We start from the raw sequence: 19,023 nt of genomic DNA, 5'->3' as shown, positions 1-19,023 counted from the left end.
TTAGTATGTACAATATTGAATTTAAACAATATGAAAATTAGACAATCCTAATTAGCTTCTTCTAATTAGTTTACACTAATTTTTAGTCATAGTAAATTAATTGTTCACAATTAAATTTTCAAGAGACAATCCATAGTATGAATTATCAACAGGTTTCAATGACTCCATCAATTCCATTTTTAGCAACTTGATTTCTTTTTCAGTTTTCATATAGGAATATGGATTCTCTTTGTGATAATCTTCTCTTTTCAAATAGTACAAACCAATAGCTAACAACATACCAATTAGGAAAATTATCAATAAGCTTAAGTTTGGAAATTACAAAAAAAGATAGATGGAAGATCCCATAGTAGAGATATCCAAGCAATTGATAGCAGCAGATTATGAGATCGATGCCATATCAAAACAATGGGCAGTGCTAAAACACGAATATCGAAGTAGTAAAGATCCAGTACTCAGGGCAGAGATTAAAGAAAAATGGGATAAATTAGAAAACAAAAAGAAGAACCTAGAAATGAATCGCAGAAAAATAATTGAGAAAAAAGAAGAGATCGAATTCAAAAGTAGATGGAAGGGCTGGAAATAAAATTATCAATAAGCTTAAGTTCACAGAAAATCCAAAAAATTATTGAGTTTTGAGCCCAATTACAAAGCAACACTAGTGATTTTAAATGATATTGAAAGAAATGGACTAGTACAATTTAACAAAGAATATGCAGATGAAAAATTCTTCAAAAATTTTATGAAATTCAGAAAAGTATTTTCGCATTCAATTAGTGAATTAATTACTAATCTAGACACATTTGAAATAAAACATGAGGAAATGACAAGTTTCATGGTGTATTCAGAAATGTCATTTATCAATTCTCATTTAGACGCAATAAAGAAATTTTTGAAAATTATCATCAACCCAATAAAATTAGATGACGGTTTTGGTAAAGATACCACACTGCAGCAAATGGTTGATAGGATTTGTAAAAAAATGAATTATAATCAAAAATTACAAAATTCAATCAGAGGTTTATTTTTACTTGATTTTAAAGATGCAATTACACAAGAGCATTTTGTTATTGAAAAAACAGGTTATTTGATAATTAATCCAAATGATTCAAAAATGCAAAAACAGTTTGACATTAAAGATTTAGCAGACTATTCATCGCAAGCAATGGAAATACTAGCTGCAATGTTTGATTGGTCAAATGGAATAACAAAAAATCAAGAAAAGAAACCAGATAAATTAGACGACATAGTTAGTGATTTAGCAAAACAAGTACAAGAACTAGATAAAAAACTCGATAAAATTTCTTAAATTATTCTAAATTATTCAAATAGTATTTTTCAACTCTTTCCATCATAGGCTCAACATAAGCATCACAGGTTTTGATAAATTCCTGCCTAGTATTTTTCTCACTACTAACTAGAATTACCACCTGATTGATTTTTTGTCCTGTGACTTCCTCGAACATGTGGGCATAGCAGGTAGTTTGTAAATAGTACTCATACATGTATTCATCAACCTGAGGTTTTCTTTTTGTTTTGTAATCTATAATAGATAATTCCCCATTATATTCAGCAATCAAGTCACTAGTACCTGCAACCTTTAGTTTATCTGAATACATTCTCTGTTCAATACAGGTAACATTTGTTATATTTTCAAGAAAAGGTTTCAGATTGTTAAAGTGGGCAATTGGCAATAAATCAAATTCGTCCATAGCCAAACTATTACTCAAATAATCTTCAATCATTTTATGGGATTGAGTTCCAATATCTTGTGCTTGTTTTGTAATGTATTCATGAGCAGGTTCATTTTCTTTCCATCGGGCCAATCCATTTTTCTTATGTTCTGGTGCAGTGGCAGACAAAATGGTACTAATTGAAGGGTAAACTTTGTCAAATTTTGTTTCATACCAATGGCCATCTTCTCTATCTAACAATTCAGGTTCTCGGGCCTTTAACATCTGAGTAAAGTTTGTCACTAAAAATTGCATAGAATCGTAGTTATTGAATGATTTGGAAAAGACAGATCAAGAAATCATTTTTTTAAATTTATCAAACTCGGATCTAGTTTTTACAAATTGATCCGTTACGATTTTTCTTAATGTAAACAAGTTTTTCATTTTTTCATCAATAATAGAAATAGATTCATTGAAAATTACAGTGTCAATAAACTCATCATTCGGATACACAGTGTATTCAAAAAATTCTGAATCAGTTTTGATTTGCAGTTTGAATCCCATAAGTAATCCCAAATCATCATGTTTATTCAAAAATCCAGTAAGACCAGCCTTCAAAGAAAGATCATTTGGGAGGGATTGATAACTAGATTCTAATCCATTTTTATCAATAATGCACGCTACAGGCACGCCTTGAGTGTGTAAAACCGTAGATTCATGAGTAAGTACAAACTCTTCAGAATCAGGCATTTTGTCTAAAGGCATAATCAAATTTCAAACGTTTGATTAATAATTTTTTAAAAGAATTAATCTTCTTCAGGCTCGTTTGCCTTGTCTCTAACCTTTTTCATAACACAAAATTTACTCAAGGTCTTTTTCCATCCCATAGTTAGATTGTACATAACAGATTCTTAAGTGTGTTTGATAAAACCAGTCAACTCTTGGGTAATAACACAGTCTCATATGTTCATTAATGGTAAATTTACCTCAAATCTTATTCATGAAGTTTTGTTCTAACTGTGATTCTAGACTGGTACAAAGTTATGAAGACGTTGGAGGACCATGGGTTTGTCCCAAATGTAACCCTGAAAAAATCCAAATCAAAGCCCCAACATATGGAGTAAACTATTCTGGAAGAACAAAGCAATGCTCCAAAGGTTGCGGTGCAGAAATTTACTGGGATGAAGGTTTCAAATCAGACAGTGGGAAATTCATTCCAATTGATTCAAGAACAGATGAACCACACAGATGTGACGGACCCACAGAAGGCGGAGAATACTTCCCAGATGAGATTAAAAAGTATTCAAAACCAAAAGTAAAAGATCCGACACCGAGTATTCCAATTCCAGAAAGCATTCTATTTGATATAAATAAAATTCCAAAATCATTAATTGACAACGACAGTATTATTCGAGAAATCATTCAAGGTCACAAAGAAGAGTCACTTGCATTAATTCACTATGAAAGGTTAATTGCGCCAGAAGCAGAAAAAATTCCAATTGATTCACTAAAAGATGTTTTATCAGAAAATATTCTAAAAGGATTAGCAAAATATGGGTTCACAGGAGTTCTACCATTTCAAGAAGAGTCAATTCGAGAAGTTCTAAAAGGAAATAATACAATTATTTCAGCACCAACAGGATCTGGAAAGACAGAGGCATTTGCCATACCAATTTTGCAGAAAATTTCAGAAAAGGTGACACCAGGAGTATTCACATTACTAGTATACCCACTAAATGCACTAATTGATGATCAGGTTTCAAAAATTGCAGATTTAGTTCAGAAATGCAAACTAGGTGACAAAGTGGGAGTGTATTCCATTCACGGAGGGCAAAGTACAGAATACAAAGACATGATCATATCAGATGCAAGTAGTAAATCCTTAATCATTGCCACAAATTTTGATTTTATTAATTATCATTTGATTTTACAAGACAAAAAATGGAATGAATTATTCAAAAATGCAAAAATAATTGTTATGGATGAAGCACACTCTTACACAAGTTTTCATGGTTCCAATGTATACCATGTTTTAAAAAGAATGAAGCGATTTATGGGCAAAGTTCAGTTTGTAGGCTCATCAGCAACCTTGGATAATTCAAAAGAATTCTTTTCAAACATGTTTGATTTACCTGAAGATTCTTTTTCATACATCAAAAGTCAGTTCAGACGAAAACAAAACATGCATATGTTTTTCATCATGCCAAGAAAATTCAAACAAAGAACCACTATGGAAATGCTCTCATCAGTATGTTACAAAAATAAATCAACTCAACTTGTCTTTAGTAATTCTCATAACGATGCAGAATTTCTTGCATCAAATGTAGAGTCTGCAAATGAAGGAATGCGAATTCAAATCCACAGGGGAGGTCTTGACCAAAGAGATAGAAAAATGTATGAATCTCAAATGAAGGCAGGAGAACTTGATGTACTATCATGTACCCCTACACTAGAACTTGGTATCGATATTGGCCATGTAGATGTGGTAATATCTGCATTCAAAAATGAATTTGATTCCTTTATTCAAAGAATTGGAAGAGCAGGTAGAATGGGTCAAAAATCATATGCAATTTGTGTTTTTGATCCTGAAGATGCAGCATGTCACTATTTTGCACGACACATAGATGAATATCTAAAACAAAACCACATAATTCCAATCAACAAAAAGAATCCAATTATTTCAGAAAGACATGTAGAGTCAGTAGAAATTGAAGATCAATCTGCAAAGGAATCAGACAAATCACAATTCTTTGATTTTGCAAACAGTGTAAATCTTAGAGGAGCATCAGGAGAAATTTCCATCTATTATAATTCTAGAAAAATTGGAACCAGAGGGGTTCCTGTAGGATATTATCAGCTTCATCAAAAGGCAATCTATCATTTTAACAAACAAAACTATGAGGTAAACTCACTCATAAAATCTCAAAATGGTGCTAGAGCATATCTTGTGAGGTCAAATGAAAAAGGAAAAAGAACAATTCCAGTAGTTAAAACATCCATCATTCAAACCTCAGAAGGTAAGGCAATTCATAGAGAAATTGAAGTAAAATCTAACAAAATATCATTAAGATATGGAATGATTTCACTTGATAGAACCATTACAGGATACATGAAAGGAAACTACAATGAATCAGCAGATAAATTTGCAATGTATAATGGTAGTAATATTTCAGGTTGGAGAAACTTCCACTGGAAATCAAAGCATTCATCAGTGAGCATAATAATTCCACCAGAATTCATCTCAAAAGCAATTTCAGATTCTAAAAGCCCCATAGTCAATGATCCTAGAATTCACACTATATCACACATCCTAGTTAATGCAAGTAAAATTTTAACAAAATCAGAATCTAGTGATATTGATGTTTATTATGAGAAAGGGGTAATCTATCTTTATGATAATTCATCAGACGGGTTTAATGGATGTAGTAAGATAGTCTATGATGAATTTGAAAAAGTTCTGAATACAGGATTTTCTCTTTTACAAGATTGTGATTGTCCTACAGATAAATCCCAAATAGAGGATGGGAAAAATTGGGGAGGATGTCCCAAATGTACATTTACCACAAACTATTGTCAAACAAAAAACAAAGAACTAACTAAAAATGGTGCAAAAGAATTTTTTTCTGCGTTTCAATTATTGTAAATTTGAAATAAGTTTTTCAGGAGCATGAATAGTTCTTACATGACGGTTTAGAAAACCATTACTCAATAACTGTATTTCACAATGAGGGCATTGTACCATGATTATACAATACACCATAAGCACATAATGATGATGGAATTTTCATTAAAAATGCAATTCCAAAATGGCACGCTAGATCGAAGAATTACTGTAATGAATAGTGAACATCACAAAATAGCACTATGCCGTTAGGTAATGTTTTAGCAGTAATAGAATGACCATCCTGCAATCCTTTTCCACAAACGTAACACTCCACCTTACTAACAGATGTTGAAACAGAATGTGATTTTAGAATCTGCATATCCTGTATGATTGTCTGATTTGCCCCCTGCATGATGATTGTAATACGATCTACTAGACTATAAAGGTACCGTACTATACCGTAATGGTTATACGCCTAAGAAATCAATAATTTCAGACAATAGTAGAGAGATCACAAACATCTCATCACTTTAAATAATAAACCACCAGAAATTTGTCTATGGGTGGACACCTTTGGAAAAACACAAGCAAAAGTAATACCTCTAGATTTATCTGAAAATCAATTTCAAATTTATAATAAAATTTCAAGAAATTATTCACATTCATTTCTATTTGAATCACTGACAGGGCCAGAAGTATTAGCTGAAACATCGGTAATGGGTTTTGATCCAAAAATCATTCTCAAAGGATATTCAGACAAAGTGGAAATTATTGAAAACGGAGAAACACAAACTATTCAAACCACAAAACCATTTGAGGAACTAAAAAAATTATTAGGAAAATCAGACGATCAAAGTTATAGATACTTGGGAGGAGCAGTAGGAGTAGTAAATTATGATGCAATTAGACTAGTTGAAAACATAGAAGATTCACACGATTCACCACAGCCGTTAATTGAATTTGGAATTTATGATGACGGAATACTATATGACAAAATACATGAAAAATTATTTTATTTTTATCATGATGAAAATAGGTTTGAGAAATTTGTGATGGATGACGGGGCATTTGGAGAATTTCATGCAGGTGAAGTAACACCAAACATGGATGAACCAAAATATTCTGAAATAGTTAACAAGGCAAAAAAATACATTCATGATGGAGATATTTTCCAAGTGGTATTATCTAGAAAGTTTACTTTTGATACAGATGGAGATAATTTGACATTATACAAAACACTAAGAAAACTAAATCCATCACCATACATGTATCATCTAAAACAAGATACCAAGACAATAATCGGAGCATCCCCTGAGATGTTAGTTAGAATTACAGATGATAAAGTAGAGACATTTCCAATTGCAGGAACTAGAAAAATTACAGATGATGAAGAAAAAAACAAGGCATTGTCAGAGGAGTTAATTCATGATGAAAAGGAACTTGCAGAACATACAATGCTTGTAGATTTGGGAAGAAATGACATTGGTCGAGTCTGCAAATATGGAAGTGTACATCCTGAATCCCTGATGGAAATCAAGAGATTTAGCCATGTTCAGCATATTGTTAGTCACGTAGTAGGTAATTTGGCTCCTGAAAATGACATGTTTGATGCATTTCAGGCAGTATTTCCAGCTGGAACTGTTTCAGGAGCACCCAAAGTTAGAGCCATGGAGATAATTGATGGGCTGGAAACAGAGGCAAGAGGCCCATATGCAGGGGCTGTAGGATATTTCTCATACAATGGATGTTGTGATTTTGCAATAGCAATTAGAAGCATATTCATTGAAAACAATAAAGGATTTGTTCAATCAGGTGCAGGAATTGTGTCAGATTCAATTGCAGAAAATGAATTCAAGGAGACAGAGCACAAAGCAGGGGCAATGCTACAAGCATTAAAGGAGGCATCTAAATGAATTTTCTAATCATAGACAACTATGATTCATTCGTATACAATATTGCGCAATATCTAGGAGAGTTGGGAGTAGAGTGCGATGTAATAAGAAATGACAAAATTACATTACAACAAATTAAAGAAAAAAATTATGACGCAATAATAATTTCTCCAGGACCTGGAACGCCAGAAGATAAAAAATACTTTGGAGTATGTTCTGAAGTTATCAAAGACATTGGACCAACCACACCTATTCTCGGAGTCTGTCTAGGACATCAGGGAATAATTGATGCATTTGGAGGTAAGGTAACTAATGCAGGATGTGTGAGACATGGGAAAACAAGTCCAGTTGATCACAATAATTCAAAATTATTTTCTGATGTAAAAAATCCATTCAAAGCTACTAGATACCATAGTCTGGTAGGAGATAAAACAATAATTCCCGATGTGTTAGAGGTAACTGCAACAGCATCAGATGATGGAGAAGTAATGGCAATCCAACATAAAGAATATCTTATTCAAGGAGTGCAATTTCATCCAGAGTCAATCATGACTGAAGATGGAAAAATTATTCTTGGAAATTTTATCAAACAAGTAAAGGATAGAAAAAAATGATTTCAGAATTAATTTCAAAATTACAAGAAAAGACAGACCTCACATATGACGAAATGAATCAAGTGATGACAGATGTATTATCGGGTAAAACTAATGATATACAGAATGCCGATTTTTTATCACTACTGGCAGAAAAAGGAGAGACAGATGATGAATTATTAGGAATGCTTGATAAAATGCAGGAATTTTCATTAAAGGTGGATACAACAAATCAAGGCCCAGTCATAGACATGTGTGGTACAGGCGGAGATAAACTCCAAACATTCAACATATCCACTACAGCCTCATTTGTCGTAGCTGCTGCAGGCGGGATAGTAGCAAAACACGGTAATCGTTCTAGTTCAGGAGTTTCTGGAAGTGCAGATATTTTTGAATATTTTGGATATGATTTGAATATAGAACCAGAGAAAATTGCAGATATTTTACAAAAACACAATATTTGTTTCATGTTTGCACAAAAATTTCATCCAGCAATGAAGCATGTATCTGTAGCAAGAAAACAATTAGGAAAAAGAACGGCATTTAATCTTCTAGGACCACTTTCAAATCCTGCAGGAGTGAAAAATCAACTAGTAGGCGTATTCTCTACAGAGTATCTAGATAGACTCCCATTACTTCTAAAGAGAAAGGGAGCTGAAAACATCATGACAGTTCGTTCGGATGACGGAATGGATGAATTCTCTACCAGTTCAGTTAATCGAGTTTGTATGTTGAAAAATGACAAAGTATTGATGAATGCAATTGATCCTGAAATCGTAGGATTACACAAATCATCATTACAAGATATTCAAATCAATTCAAAAGAAGATGCTGTCAAGTCGTTTGTCAATGTATTAAACAACACCGCAAATCAAGCAATGATTGAAACTACAGCACTAAATGCAGCTGGAGGATTAATTGTTGCAAATATTTCGAAAAACTTTGAGGAAGCTGTAGAATTAGCATTAAACACAATAAAAAGTGGCAAAGCATTTTCATTGTTGGAAAAATTTGTTCAAGACACTGGAGACATTGCAAAATTAAAGGAGATTAAAGATGGCTGAAAATATTTTACGAAAACTAGTGAACAATTCTCAAATGGCAATTGATGATGGAGTTTATGATATAGACGCAAATTTGGAAAAATCAAGTAAAGACTTTATTCAAATTATCAATGCAAACCCACATGCCACACTGCTAACTGAGATAAAATTTGCATCACCATCGTTAGGTAAAATCAAGACATTGACTGATCCTGTAAGCATTGCAAAACAAATGATTGCTGGAGGCTCAAAAGCATTATCAGTATTGACCCAACCACACCTATTTCAGGGCTCACCGGAATATTTCATGAAAGTTAGGGAGGCAGTAGATGTACCAATGTTAATGAAAGATATCATGATAGACAAAATTCAGATTGATGCTGCAAAGAAGATAGGAGCAGATTACATGTTAGTGATTCAGTCTTTATTTGATCAGAAATTCCTCTCAGACATTGATGAATTCATAGATTATGGGCATAAACAAGGATTGCAAATTTTACTTGAAGTTCATACAAAAAAAGAATTAGAAAATGCACTAAACACAAAAGCTGATTTAATCGGGATTAATAACAGAAATCTAGACACTTTGGAAATAGATATCAAAACTACAGAATCCATACTTTCAGGAATAGAGAAATCAAGACCTATTTTATCAGAGAGTGGAATCAATACATCTGAGGATATTCAATATCTAAAAAAATGTGGAGCAGATGCTTTCTTGATAGGGTCAAGCATAATGAAAAGTGACAACATTGAAGAACAAGTAAAAAAATTGGTGAATGCATATTGAAATATCCTAAAAATGGCAGATTTGGAGAATTTGGAGGAAAATACATTCCAGAGACACTAGTTCCAGCAATTGAAGAATTAGAAGAGAATTATCTGAAATTCAAAAATGACAAAAAATTCAAAAAAGAACTAGATTACTATCTCAAAGTTTACGCAGGTAGACCAACTCCGTTGTACTATGCAAAAAATTTGTCTGAGAAAATCGGAGGAGCAAAAATTTACCTTAAAAGAGAAGACCTACTTCACGGAGGAGCTCACAAGATAAACAATACATTAGGTCAAGCATTACTTGCAAAAAAAATGAACAAGAAAAGAATCATTGCAGAAACAGGTGCTGGACAACACGGAGTTGCAACTGCTATGGCATGTGCAGCACTAGGAATGAAAGCTGAAGTATACATGGGTTATAGAGATACAATAAGACAAAAACAAAACGTATTTCGAATGAACATGTTGGGGTGTGAAGTTCATCCAGTAAAATCAGGCTCAAAAACACTCAAAGATGCAATTAATGAGGCAATCCGTGACTGGATAACGAATGTTGAAAATACTTACTATCTTTTAGGATCAGCAGTCGGACCACATCCATATCCTGTAATGGTTAGAGACTTTCAAAGTGTTATCGGTAATGAAATAAAATCACAAATGAAAAAAATTAACAACAAAACACCTGACACAGTAATTGCATGTGTGGGTGGAGGTTCAAATGCAATTGGAACATTCTATCCACTAGTAGATTCTAATTCAGAAATTATAGGAGTTGAAGCTGCAGGTCATGGATTAAAATCAAAAATGCATTCAGCTACACTATCAGCTGGAAGTAAAGGAGTTTTACACGGAATGATGACATATCTATTACAAGATAAAGAAGGTCAAGTTACTGAAACTCATAGTATTTCAGCTGGATTAGATTATCCAGGAGTAGGGCCTGAGCATTCTTACTATAAAGACACTAAACGAGTAAAATATCATGCGGCAACAGATGCAGAAGTAATTGATGCATTTCTGACACTAACAAGAACTGAAGGGATTATTCCAGCTTTAGAATCATCACATGCAATTGCTGAAGCAATCAAAGTTGCAAGAAAGAGTAAAAAGTCAGAATCAATTGTTGTTACACTTTCTGGAAGAGGAGACAAAGACATCGAAGAAGTACAAAATTATTTGAATAAACATGACAAGAATTAAAGAAAAATTTGCAGAGTTGGAGGCCAAAAACCAAAAAGCCTTAATCTCATATATCATGGCAGGGTTTCCAAATGAAAAAGCCACATTATCCACAGTTAGAGGTCTTGTAAAAGGAGGAGTAGACATTATTGAATTAGGTTTTCCATTTTCAGACCCGCTTGCCGATGGTCCTGTAATTCAGAATGCAAGTACCATATCTCTAGAAAAGGGAACCAAGATTGCAAAGTTTTTCACACTTGTAAAAAAGATCAGAAAAGAAACAGACATTCCATTAATCCTAATGACATACACCAACATACTATACCATCAAGGATACGCAAAATTCATTTCAGAGGCTAAAAAAGCAGGTATTGACGGATTCATCCTTCCAGACATGTCAGTTGAGGAATCAAAAGAATATCTCCAATCAGCAAAAAACAAAGCAGACACAATATTTCTAATTTCTCCAAATACCAGTAAAATAAGAATTCAAAAAATTGCAAAGGCATCATCAGGCTTTTTGTATCTTGTTGCAGTATTTGGAACAACTGGAGTAAAATCAGGAATTAAAAAATACACATTAGATGCAATCAAGCAAGTTAAAAAACAAACCAAAGGAAAAATTCCAATAGGAATAGGATTTGGCGTCTCAACACCGGATGATGTAAAAAAATACATCAAAGCAGGGGCAGATGCAGTAATTGTTGGGAGTGCATATTTGAAACTGATCGAAAAAACACCTCAAAATCAACTTGAATCAAAGATTGCATCATTTACAAAAAGTCTGAAAAAACAAACTATTCTGTAACAACATAATCGTCTAAGTTGGCGGTCAAATATTCATACTTCATGGAGGGGAACTCAATTTCAGTTAGTGGCCGCCAAACTAGAGGTTCTCATATTATGATACCATAAGAAAAATAAAAAAACAACGTTTGAAAATTCTAAAATTCATTTGAAAAAAAGCAAAATATCTTACAAGTTTAAAGACAAGGAATTAGATTTTTGTTACGAGATTTTTATTAATTATTTTTACGATCATGTAGAATTCTTGCCTCTTGCCAAGAATACCAAATTAAATTCCATGTTAAATCATCAATTTCTTGTCGTTGTTTTTCGGTAATTTGGCTACCACGTAAATTAAAAATAATTTTTCCGCGCATTGTTCCTAATCTAATCCCCAACATGACACATTCTCTATAATTGGTAGGCAATGTCTTTCCTCTAAAAGTATCAGGAGTAGAATCAAATGTATCAAAATGCTCAGGCTTCCATTCAAAATTAGATTTTCTAAAAACTTCCAGAACTAGAGACACAGTATCATAATCAAGTTTTTTCTTGTCTAGTTTTTCTTTAATTAATTTCTCAGAGACATTTTTTAATTCTCTACCAAGTTTTTTCTCTAGTTCTTTGTAAGATTTTGATTCAGAATTTTTGCTCAATGAAATACGGATTTGTTTCTCTTATTTATGAAAATCATGTATCATAGGCAGAGTGAGAAAAGAGTTTAGAAGAAAGAATAACGAGTATAAGATATGGAAGAAGGACAAATAATAGTTCCATTATTGATAATATCGGCAGTGGGAATTTTTGTAGGATCTAGAATATGGATGATGTTTAGAAAATAGACAGTTTTGAGCGGGCTAAAAATAGTGTAGAGATAAGACCGATACTCAAAATACTCAATGCCAAAAATCCAAATTCAGGAATTACCTTTGTTCCCATAATTTTAATTTCTTGAGAATGTGGAGGCATAGGAATAATCAATTGGCTTCCAGAAGAAGTGGACAACATTTCAAATGGAGTTTTTACCCCATCAATCCACACAGCATTAGGATTTTCGATTAATTCAAAAGGTAGAACAAAAGTAATTTGTTCATTTTCAGTATCACCAGATACCCTAAAGGTCAAACTTCTGTCATCAGGATTTACATGAACTGCTTTTTGCAAATTTGTGTCAAGGATGTATTTTACTTCAAAACCTAAACCATCTTCACTATATCCTGAACCGACATTATCAATAGACTGGACACTGCCAGGATTTTTTACTACATGGACAATTCCGCTCATCCAAGGATGAAGACTACAAAAATAATAGAAATCACCTAATTCAGAAAATTGCATTTCATATGAATCGCCAGCATTTATGAAACCACTATCAAAAAGACCATCAACTTCTCCTGATTGTGTAACAGATGTAATGGTGTGAAATGCAGTATCAGCATTTTTCCAAATTACCGAATCATTAGGGAATATAGTAATTTCACCGGTAGTGACGCCAGTAGATTTCTCTTTCCAAAAGAACGGAGCTCCAGGATCAGAGGCTCCAGAAGGCATGACTATTTCAAAGGATTCAGCAAAAGCCACCCCGCCAGAACTTGCAATTAATGTAATTATCAATGGAAGAATATAGAATAAAGTTCTCACAACAAAACAAAACAATATCCAGTATTTCAACTAATCAGGATCGACAAAACATACAAAAACCAGATATTCGTTAGTTTAATGTGCAGACGAAGTTTATTTTTGTCACAGGTGGTGTGATGTCTGGCCTTGGAAAAGGTGTAACAACTTCCTCGATTGCAAAATTATTACAGTTGGCAGATCAAAAGGTATCCTGTATCAAAATAGATCCTTATCTCAACTATGATGCAGGAACTATGAATCCAGTAGCTCATGGAGAAGTCTTCGTAACAGATGATGGAGGAGAATGTGATATGGATATTGGAAATTATGAAAGATTTCTAAATCAGAACATACCTAAAAGCCACAACATTACAACTGCTCAAGTGTATTCCTCAGTTATCGAAGCTGAAAGAAAAGGAGAATATCTAGGAGCATGTGTCCAAATTATCCCCCACATTACAGATGAAATTAAGAATAGAATTACAAAGATTGCAGAAGATGAAAAATTAGATTTTCTAATTGTGGAATGTGGTGGAACCGTTGGAGATATTGAATCATTGCCATTTTTAGAAGCATTAAGACAAATGAGAGTGGAAGAGGGACCTCAAAGTGTAATATTTGTTCATGTAACCTTGGCCCCATCACTGGATGTAGTTGGAGAACAAAAGACAAAACCAACTCAACATAGCGTTCAAGAATTAAGAAGAATTGGTATTCAACCGGACTTTTTAGCAGTAAGATGTACCTTGCCATTAGAAGAGAAAACAAAAAAGAAAATTGCAATGTTTACAAATGTTACAACTAAAGATGTGCTATCATGCCATGATGCAAAATCAATTTTTGAAGTTCCTCAAATGTTGTATGATCAAGGGATTATGGATTCCATATTTAGAAAGTTTGAAAAAGTAGGAATGGTGAATGCATCATCTAACTGGGACAAATGGAATGAAATTGCTGAAAATATGGTTAATCATGAAAATGATAAAGTCAAGATAGCAATGGTTGGAAAATATGTAACATTAACTGATAGCTATGTGAGTGTAAATCATGCATTAAAACATGCAGGGGCAAAAATTGGAAAATCAATAGACATTGATTGGATAGATTCTGAATCAATTACAGATTATAGTACATTATCAAACTATGATGGAATTTTGGTTCCAGGAGGGTTTGGCACCAGAGGATCAGAAGGCATCATCCAAACTGCAAACTATGCTAGAGAGAAAAACATACCATATCTTGGAATATGTTTTGGATTCCAGCTTGCAGCAATTGCATTTGGAAGAAATGTTTTGAATTTAGAAGATGCAAATTCTACAGAAATAAAATCAGATACAAGGAATCCAATTGTAGACCTATTACCAGAACAAAAAGATATTTCAGATATGGGAGGATCACTAAGACTAGGAGCTAACGACGTAATCATTAAAGAAAATACAAATGCTCAGAAAATTTACAATTCATCCACAATCAGTAAACGTCACAGACATAGATACGAAATAAACAAAGATTACATTCCTGAATTTGAAAGAAATGGACTCATATTTTCTGCAGATAGTGATGGAGGTAAACGAATGGAAATGCTTGAAATTCCATTACATAAATTCTATCTCGGAGTTCAATTTCATCCAGAATTTAACAGTAGACCAGGATTTCCCGAAGAAGCATTTTTAGCTTTTGTAAAAGCATCATCTGAAAAAAGTTGAATGTAAATTGAAATTATTACAACTTTTGTTGTAAAATCTATCGCCTAAAAATCATTGTAAAATTTTTCAGATTACAAATTTGTATGAAAATATGTATGTAATACTAATTACAAACTTATGAATAATATAATCTATGATAATCATACTTTGTGAGAGGTATGATACTGCTAAGTATAGCAGTGGCAACTATCATCTTTGTTCCGCTAGATGTGTGGGCAGAAGATGATAAGCAATGGAATGAATTAAAAGTGTGGAAAGAGTCAACAGACAACAAAATTCCAGTCTTAATTATTAGAGATGCAAAAGTCAGTGAAACTCAGGTTGACATTGTAGAAGATGCAATCAATTCTAAAGAAAAAAATTCAGGAAGAACTCTATTTCTCGGATGGAATGAAGGAATAAAAGAAATTTCAGAATCATATGGAGTAAATGTTCCTACATTAGAAATCCAACACAAGTTAGACAGAACAGAAGCCATCACGATATTCCTGAGAGACAAACCCAGTCAAAACAACTTCAACGGATATACAAATCTGTTTTATGACAAAAATGGGAAAATCCAAAGAGCACTCGTGACAATTTACAACACTGATGATCTAAACAAATCAGAACTAGAGTCAATCATAAGACATGAGATAGGACATGCATTGGGATTAGGACATACAAATGTTGAAAATGATCTAATGCAACCAAAAATCAACATGAACTACAATGCAATATCGCTCTTTGATTTGCAAGCTCTTGCACTCATCTACTAAACAGTAGATGAACCACTTTTTGTTTTCAAATAGGCAAGCAAGCAGATTTCTTTTTAAAAGTTCCAAAAATGGGAATTTGTCATATATAGTAAATAGCTTACAATTCTTGCAAACGTAAGAACAATGACGCAGTGTAAGGAATGTGGTAATGGATATGAGGTTGGGGTAAGAGAGTTTTGTTCAGAAGATTGTTTTAAAAAAAATATTCAAAAAAGAATTGACGATGCCACTGCAAATGAAAAATCACACACAAGTAAACTAACCAAAGAAGATTCTTAATTATTCTATTTTAGAAATTTCATAAATTTTTTGTCTTGCATCTCGAATGGAAACTTTCTTTTTCACATATCCCTTTTTCAACAAATGACTTAATGCCAATCTAACAGTTCTATCAGGAAGCAAAGTTTTGTTGGCCAGATCTTTTTGAGTAAGTGCCCCCTCATATTCTAGAGTTTTTAGCAATAGTTTTGAACTTGGAGGCATACTGAGTAATTCTTCAGCCAAATGTACCTTTTTTGCAAGTGCTGAAATAGCAGTAGAATCTTTTTTTAATCTGATAATTTTTGCAGGAGGAAAGAATTGGGTGCATTCAACAGTTTTGTTAACTTTGTATCTATCCAAACCATCAAGAACTACCTCACAATGTAATCTTGCAGAAATATCATCAATCTCAATTGAGCTATCATTTGAAACAATAATGGGTCTACGAGTTACATCAAGGGAGTTGACTGAAATTATTTCAAACACAGCAGAATCTTGAAAAAGTACAGGCCCACCTGCAGACATGGAATATGCAGAAGAACCAATAGGAGTTGAAACTATAATTCCATCACTGTTATCGTGCCATACTTCATCACCATTAACACGTAGGGTATGTTCCATCAACATTGCACTTTTTGATGAAAAAACTGCAACGTCATTTAGTACAGGGTAAACATTTTTTCCATCTATTTTTACGCCAAGACGTGGAACCTCTTCCACAGTGTAGTTTTGTTTTTTTAAAACATTGACATATGTTGAAAATTCTCTTAATTCAATTTGAGCCAAAAATCCACTTGCTTCACCTTCACTGACTCCCAATACTGGCAGTGTTGAATCAAATGTTCTATGAAAATAATTTCGGACACCCTTATCTCCACCCAATACAATAATACAGTCTGCAGGTTTGTTCTTGGATTTTGTGATTGGGAATGATTTGATTCCAGACTCGTCAAGGATCTTTTTGATTGTCTTTGCAGCAGAATCAGCTGTACCTGAACCATAAATCCCTATTTGCATAGAAGAAACATTCAATTCAGTACAATAAAAGAATAATGTATTACAAATCTCGGAATTTTACCAAATTGTAAAAATATGAAGCATTAGTTTCAATTGTGCCTTTTTTAGGAATTTTTTGCAAGCCCACTTTATTAGATTCTAATGCAGCTTGGGCTGCCCCTCCAGCAAAACAAAGAGCCCACAAAAAGTCTTTTTCTTTAAGCATTGTACAAGTAAATGCAGCACAAAAAATATCTCCAACACCAGTAGTATCGTGAACTTGTTTATTGGGCAAAGTAATAGAATAAATTTTATCTTTTACCAATAATGAAACATCAGTTTTGTTTGTAAACAATACATATTCAATCCCTTTCTTCTGTAAAGATAACATAATTTCATCAGGAGTTCCATCAACAATTTGTTTTGATTCTTCAGGGTTTACTTTTATTGCATTAACTTGAGATAAATCAAGATCAGTTTTTTGTAAAAATACATTGTTTTGTGAATCTTTTTGTCGGAAAAATCCTTGTGGATCAACAAGAAGGAAATTGGAATCATTTTTTATTTTTTTGAATGTATCAGTAGAAATTTCATTAAAAATAGGACTGACCAAATGCCCATCAGCATCAACTCCAGGATAATCAATATCCTCACATTTATTTTCAAGTTTTAGTGTTCTATCTGAACCAGTAATCGAAATTGCAAATTTTGTGGTATTTATTTTAGATTCAGAATTTGGAAAATTAATTTTTTGTTCACTTAGATATTGTTTTGGAAAATCAGGTCCAAATTTTGTAAACAAATCAACATCGAATTTGAATTGTCTGGCAGTAATCCCACAATAACAAGCAGCTCCGCCAATTTGTTCATAGTTATTTTCGCCAATAGTAATAGTATCAATTGCACAGTGAGAAAATACTGCTAATTTCATTTCCCTAGATTTGTTTTAGTATAGATTTAGTTTTTTGCATTGATTTCAGACATACATTTATGGCAAATTATCTCGCCCTTGATTATCTCCAATTCAACTCCAGATCTTAGACAAGTATGGCATAAACCACGCATGATATATCAATTGAAATTAGACGATCTAAGATTAAAACATAAAGGATTTTGACTCATAATCTAGGCACAGATTACCCTGTTTTTGAGAAAATTCTACAAGAATATAAGTAGGCAAATTTGTTCATGTGCATGCCACTTAAGCGTGCAAGTAGAGGTCGAACAAAAGGAGGAAAAGGTTCCTCAGGAGTTGTACAATGTACGAACTGCGGACAAACAGTTCCAAAAGACAAGGCAAAAAAAGTAACTTCTAGATTAAATCTAGTAGAACATACTTTAGCCAAAGAACTCCGTGCACAAGGCGCTTACATCGCATCACCAACAGTTTTGAAACATTATTGTATTTCATGTGCAATTCACTTTAAGATTCTAAAAATTAGATCAGCAGACAATAGAAGAAAACGTGGAAAACTTCGTTAGTATTATTCTTTAATATTTTTTGCAGTGAAAATCATTCTTTGAATTAAAGTTATTCCAGCTATTATCACCACTATAATTACAGCATAATCCATAAAACCAATTATTCCTACTATTGCAATTACCAAGAGCCTTTCAGCTCTTTCTCCAATTCCAATACCTTGAAGTTTGATATTGATAATATCGGATTTTGCTCTAGCATAACTAACTAACAAAGATAACGTGATTGCAAGTAATACTAGATATGGTTCTGCATATCCACCTACAAGAATACCTAAAAAGATTGCAACTTCAGAAATCTTGTCAAACATCGAATCAAGATATTCACCTTTTTTCGAGGTCTTTCCTGTAACTCGTGCAACTTGACCATCGACCATATCAAAAAATCCAGAAACAAGCAATAGTATACCACCAATAATTAATCCAAATTCAATTCCCATCCCATAAACAACTGCAGAAACTAGTGCAAACCCTAAACCTACAAAAGTCCAGAAATTGGCAGATAATCCAGTAGATGCAAATCCTTTTCCAATCTTTTCTAAAGTAGGGCGAAGTGTTTCTCTGAGATTGTTTAACACGAGTTACACCCAAAATACCATCTAATAAAGTGAACAGGAGTCAAAATGAGCCAAAAAGGGGCAAAAATCAATTAAAAT

The 19,023-nt window shown here is 33.1% G+C and carries 22 protein-coding genes; 13 read left to right on the top strand and 9 right to left on the bottom strand.

The window, feature by feature from the left end:
• Positions 1–96 precede the first annotated feature (96 nt).
• Positions 97–300, bottom strand: a complete 204-nt coding sequence (locus tag C5F47_RS04260) for a hypothetical protein (protein ID WP_179361648.1) — start codon at positions 298–300, stop codon at positions 97–99.
• A 34-nt stretch (positions 301–334) separates the two neighbouring features.
• On the opposite strand from C5F47_RS04260, the gene C5F47_RS04255 reads away from it, so the two are divergent.
• Entirely contained in the window at positions 335–586 is a 252-nt protein-coding gene (locus C5F47_RS04255; RefSeq protein ID WP_179361647.1) for a hypothetical protein, read from the top strand.
• 42 nt (positions 587–628) lie between these two features.
• Positions 629–1,309 (top strand): hypothetical protein, encoded by a 681-nt coding sequence (locus tag C5F47_RS04250; protein ID WP_179361646.1) that lies wholly within the window; start codon positions 629–631, stop codon positions 1,307–1,309.
• Position 1,310: 1 nt separating this feature from the next.
• Here the strand turns inward: C5F47_RS04250 and C5F47_RS04245 are convergent, their stop codons facing one another.
• Positions 1,311–1,988 carry a PD-(D/E)XK nuclease family protein gene (locus C5F47_RS04245; RefSeq protein ID WP_179361645.1) on the bottom strand — a complete coding sequence of 226 codons (678 nt, stop codon included), beginning with the start codon at positions 1,986–1,988 and terminating at the stop codon, positions 1,311–1,313.
• A gap of 36 nt (positions 1,989–2,024) precedes the next feature.
• Positions 2,025–2,438 carry a hypothetical protein gene (locus C5F47_RS04240; protein ID WP_179361644.1) on the bottom strand — a complete coding sequence of 138 codons (414 nt, stop codon included), beginning with the start codon at positions 2,436–2,438 and terminating at the stop codon, positions 2,025–2,027.
• 235 nt (positions 2,439–2,673) lie between these two features.
• Here C5F47_RS04240 and C5F47_RS04235 point away from each other — a divergent pair, with 235 nt between their 5' ends.
• Positions 2,674–5,316 carry a DEAD/DEAH box helicase gene (locus tag C5F47_RS04235; protein WP_246271202.1) on the top strand — a complete coding sequence of 881 codons (2,643 nt, stop codon included), beginning with the start codon at positions 2,674–2,676 and terminating at the stop codon, positions 5,314–5,316.
• A gap of 184 nt (positions 5,317–5,500) precedes the next feature.
• On the opposite strand, the gene C5F47_RS04230 is transcribed toward C5F47_RS04235, so the two are convergent.
• Complete coding sequence (locus C5F47_RS04230; protein WP_179361642.1) at positions 5,501–5,689, bottom strand: hypothetical protein; 189 nt, start codon at positions 5,687–5,689, stop codon at positions 5,501–5,503.
• A gap of 151 nt (positions 5,690–5,840) precedes the next feature.
• On the opposite strand from C5F47_RS04230, the gene C5F47_RS04225 reads away from it, so the two are divergent.
• Genes C5F47_RS04225 through trpA form a run of 6 tightly spaced genes read left to right on the top strand, consistent with a single transcriptional unit; the run spans position 5,841 to position 11,569 of the window.
• Positions 5,841–7,190: an anthranilate synthase component I family protein gene (locus C5F47_RS04225; RefSeq protein WP_179361641.1), complete on the top strand. Its 1,350-nt coding sequence runs from the start codon at positions 5,841–5,843 to the stop codon at positions 7,188–7,190.
• Entirely contained in the window at positions 7,187–7,783 is a 597-nt protein-coding gene (locus C5F47_RS04220) for an anthranilate synthase component II (protein ID WP_179361640.1), read from the top strand. The genes C5F47_RS04225 and C5F47_RS04220 overlap by 4 nt, the downstream gene beginning before the upstream one ends.
• A complete protein-coding gene (gene trpD, locus C5F47_RS04215; protein WP_179361639.1) occupies positions 7,780–8,826 on the top strand; it encodes an anthranilate phosphoribosyltransferase in 1,047 nt (348 codons plus the stop codon). The genes C5F47_RS04220 and trpD overlap by 4 nt, the downstream gene beginning before the upstream one ends.
• Complete coding sequence (locus C5F47_RS04210) at positions 8,819–9,595, top strand: indole-3-glycerol phosphate synthase TrpC (protein WP_179361638.1); 777 nt, start codon at positions 8,819–8,821, stop codon at positions 9,593–9,595. Before trpD ends, C5F47_RS04210 begins: the two co-directional genes overlap by 8 nt.
• Entirely contained in the window at positions 9,592–10,782 is a 1,191-nt protein-coding gene (gene trpB / locus C5F47_RS04205; protein ID WP_179361637.1) for a tryptophan synthase subunit beta, read from the top strand. Before C5F47_RS04210 ends, trpB begins: the two co-directional genes overlap by 4 nt.
• Positions 10,769–11,569 carry a tryptophan synthase subunit alpha gene (gene trpA / locus C5F47_RS04200; RefSeq protein WP_179361636.1) on the top strand — a complete coding sequence of 267 codons (801 nt, stop codon included), beginning with the start codon at positions 10,769–10,771 and terminating at the stop codon, positions 11,567–11,569. The genes trpB and trpA overlap by 14 nt, the downstream gene beginning before the upstream one ends.
• Before the next feature lie 214 nt (positions 11,570–11,783).
• Here trpA and C5F47_RS04195 read toward each other — a convergent pair whose 3' ends face one another.
• Together C5F47_RS04195 and C5F47_RS04190 are read right to left on the bottom strand one after the other, a co-directional pair.
• A complete protein-coding gene (locus C5F47_RS04195) occupies positions 11,784–12,203 on the bottom strand; it encodes a hypothetical protein (RefSeq protein WP_179361635.1) in 420 nt (139 codons plus the stop codon).
• Between the two features lie 175 nt (positions 12,204–12,378).
• On the bottom strand, positions 12,379–13,218 hold the full coding sequence (locus C5F47_RS04190; RefSeq protein ID WP_246271201.1) for a cupredoxin domain-containing protein: 840 nt from the start codon (positions 13,216–13,218) through the stop codon (positions 12,379–12,381).
• Between the two features lie 50 nt (positions 13,219–13,268).
• Between C5F47_RS04190 and pyrG the strand changes: the two genes are divergently transcribed.
• From pyrG to C5F47_RS04175, 3 genes are all read left to right on the top strand, one after another.
• Positions 13,269–14,873 (top strand): glutamine hydrolyzing CTP synthase, encoded by a 1,605-nt coding sequence (pyrG, locus tag C5F47_RS04185; RefSeq protein WP_179361634.1) that lies wholly within the window; start codon positions 13,269–13,271, stop codon positions 14,871–14,873.
• 158 nt (positions 14,874–15,031) lie between these two features.
• The gene (locus C5F47_RS04180) at positions 15,032–15,631 is read left to right on the top strand and encodes a matrixin family metalloprotease (protein ID WP_246271199.1); all 600 of its coding nucleotides are present in this window, start codon (positions 15,032–15,034) and stop codon (positions 15,629–15,631) included.
• Between the two features lie 123 nt (positions 15,632–15,754).
• On the top strand, positions 15,755–15,910 hold the full coding sequence (locus C5F47_RS04175) for a hypothetical protein (protein ID WP_179361633.1): 156 nt from the start codon (positions 15,755–15,757) through the stop codon (positions 15,908–15,910).
• Here the strand turns inward: C5F47_RS04175 and C5F47_RS04170 are convergent, their stop codons facing one another.
• Positions 15,911–16,909 carry an NAD(+)/NADH kinase gene (locus C5F47_RS04170; RefSeq protein WP_179361632.1) on the bottom strand — a complete coding sequence of 333 codons (999 nt, stop codon included), beginning with the start codon at positions 16,907–16,909 and terminating at the stop codon, positions 15,911–15,913.
• Positions 16,910–16,949: 40 nt separating this feature from the next.
• Positions 16,950–17,819 (bottom strand): PfkB family carbohydrate kinase, encoded by an 870-nt coding sequence (locus C5F47_RS04165; RefSeq protein ID WP_179361631.1) that lies wholly within the window; start codon positions 17,817–17,819, stop codon positions 16,950–16,952.
• A 263-nt stretch (positions 17,820–18,082) separates the two neighbouring features.
• Between C5F47_RS04165 and C5F47_RS04160 the strand changes: the two genes are divergently transcribed.
• Entirely contained in the window at positions 18,083–18,370 is a 288-nt protein-coding gene (locus tag C5F47_RS04160) for a 30S ribosomal protein S26e (protein ID WP_179361630.1), read from the top strand.
• A gap of 2 nt (positions 18,371–18,372) precedes the next feature.
• On the opposite strand, the gene C5F47_RS04155 is transcribed toward C5F47_RS04160, so the two are convergent.
• A complete protein-coding gene (locus C5F47_RS04155) occupies positions 18,373–18,945 on the bottom strand; it encodes a CDP-alcohol phosphatidyltransferase family protein (RefSeq protein WP_179361629.1) in 573 nt (190 codons plus the stop codon).
• Positions 18,946–19,023 lie beyond the last annotated feature (78 nt).

Origin of the sequence: Nitrosopumilus cobalaminigenes (assembly GCF_013407145.1) — an archaeon.
In the GTDB taxonomy this organism is placed as follows: Archaea; Thermoproteota; Nitrososphaeria; order Nitrososphaerales; family Nitrosopumilaceae; genus Nitrosopumilus; species Nitrosopumilus cobalaminigenes.
This window is presented reverse-complemented; position numbering and strand designations above follow the sequence as displayed.

Excerpts from the sequence above, each read along its gene's own strand:
- trpA (WP_179361636.1), top strand. The coding sequence starts at position 10,769 with ATGACAAGAATTAAAGAAAAATTTGCAGAGTTGGAGGCCAAAAACCAA.
- C5F47_RS04165 (WP_179361631.1), bottom strand. The coding sequence starts at position 17,819 with ATGAAATTAGCAGTATTTTCTCACTGTGCAATTGATACTATTACTATT.
- C5F47_RS04170 (WP_179361632.1), bottom strand. The coding sequence starts at position 16,909 with ATGCAAATAGGGATTTATGGTTCAGGTACAGCTGATTCTGCTGCAAAG.
- C5F47_RS04245 (WP_179361645.1), bottom strand. The coding sequence starts at position 1,988 with ATGCAATTTTTAGTGACAAACTTTACTCAGATGTTAAAGGCCCGAGAA.
- C5F47_RS04210 (WP_179361638.1), top strand. The coding sequence starts at position 8,819 with ATGGCTGAAAATATTTTACGAAAACTAGTGAACAATTCTCAAATGGCA.
- C5F47_RS04235 (WP_246271202.1), top strand. The coding sequence starts at position 2,674 with ATGAAGTTTTGTTCTAACTGTGATTCTAGACTGGTACAAAGTTATGAA.
- C5F47_RS04180 (WP_246271199.1), top strand. The coding sequence starts at position 15,032 with ATGATACTGCTAAGTATAGCAGTGGCAACTATCATCTTTGTTCCGCTA.
- trpD (WP_179361639.1), top strand. The coding sequence starts at position 7,780 with ATGATTTCAGAATTAATTTCAAAATTACAAGAAAAGACAGACCTCACA.
- C5F47_RS04220 (WP_179361640.1), top strand. The coding sequence starts at position 7,187 with ATGAATTTTCTAATCATAGACAACTATGATTCATTCGTATACAATATT.
- C5F47_RS04160 (WP_179361630.1), top strand. The coding sequence starts at position 18,083 with ATGCCACTTAAGCGTGCAAGTAGAGGTCGAACAAAAGGAGGAAAAGGT.
- C5F47_RS04255 (WP_179361647.1), top strand. The coding sequence starts at position 335 with ATGGAAGATCCCATAGTAGAGATATCCAAGCAATTGATAGCAGCAGAT.
- C5F47_RS04175 (WP_179361633.1), top strand. The coding sequence starts at position 15,755 with ATGACGCAGTGTAAGGAATGTGGTAATGGATATGAGGTTGGGGTAAGA.
- C5F47_RS04240 (WP_179361644.1), bottom strand. The coding sequence starts at position 2,438 with ATGCCTTTAGACAAAATGCCTGATTCTGAAGAGTTTGTACTTACTCAT.
- C5F47_RS04230 (WP_179361642.1), bottom strand. The coding sequence starts at position 5,689 with ATGCAGGGGGCAAATCAGACAATCATACAGGATATGCAGATTCTAAAA.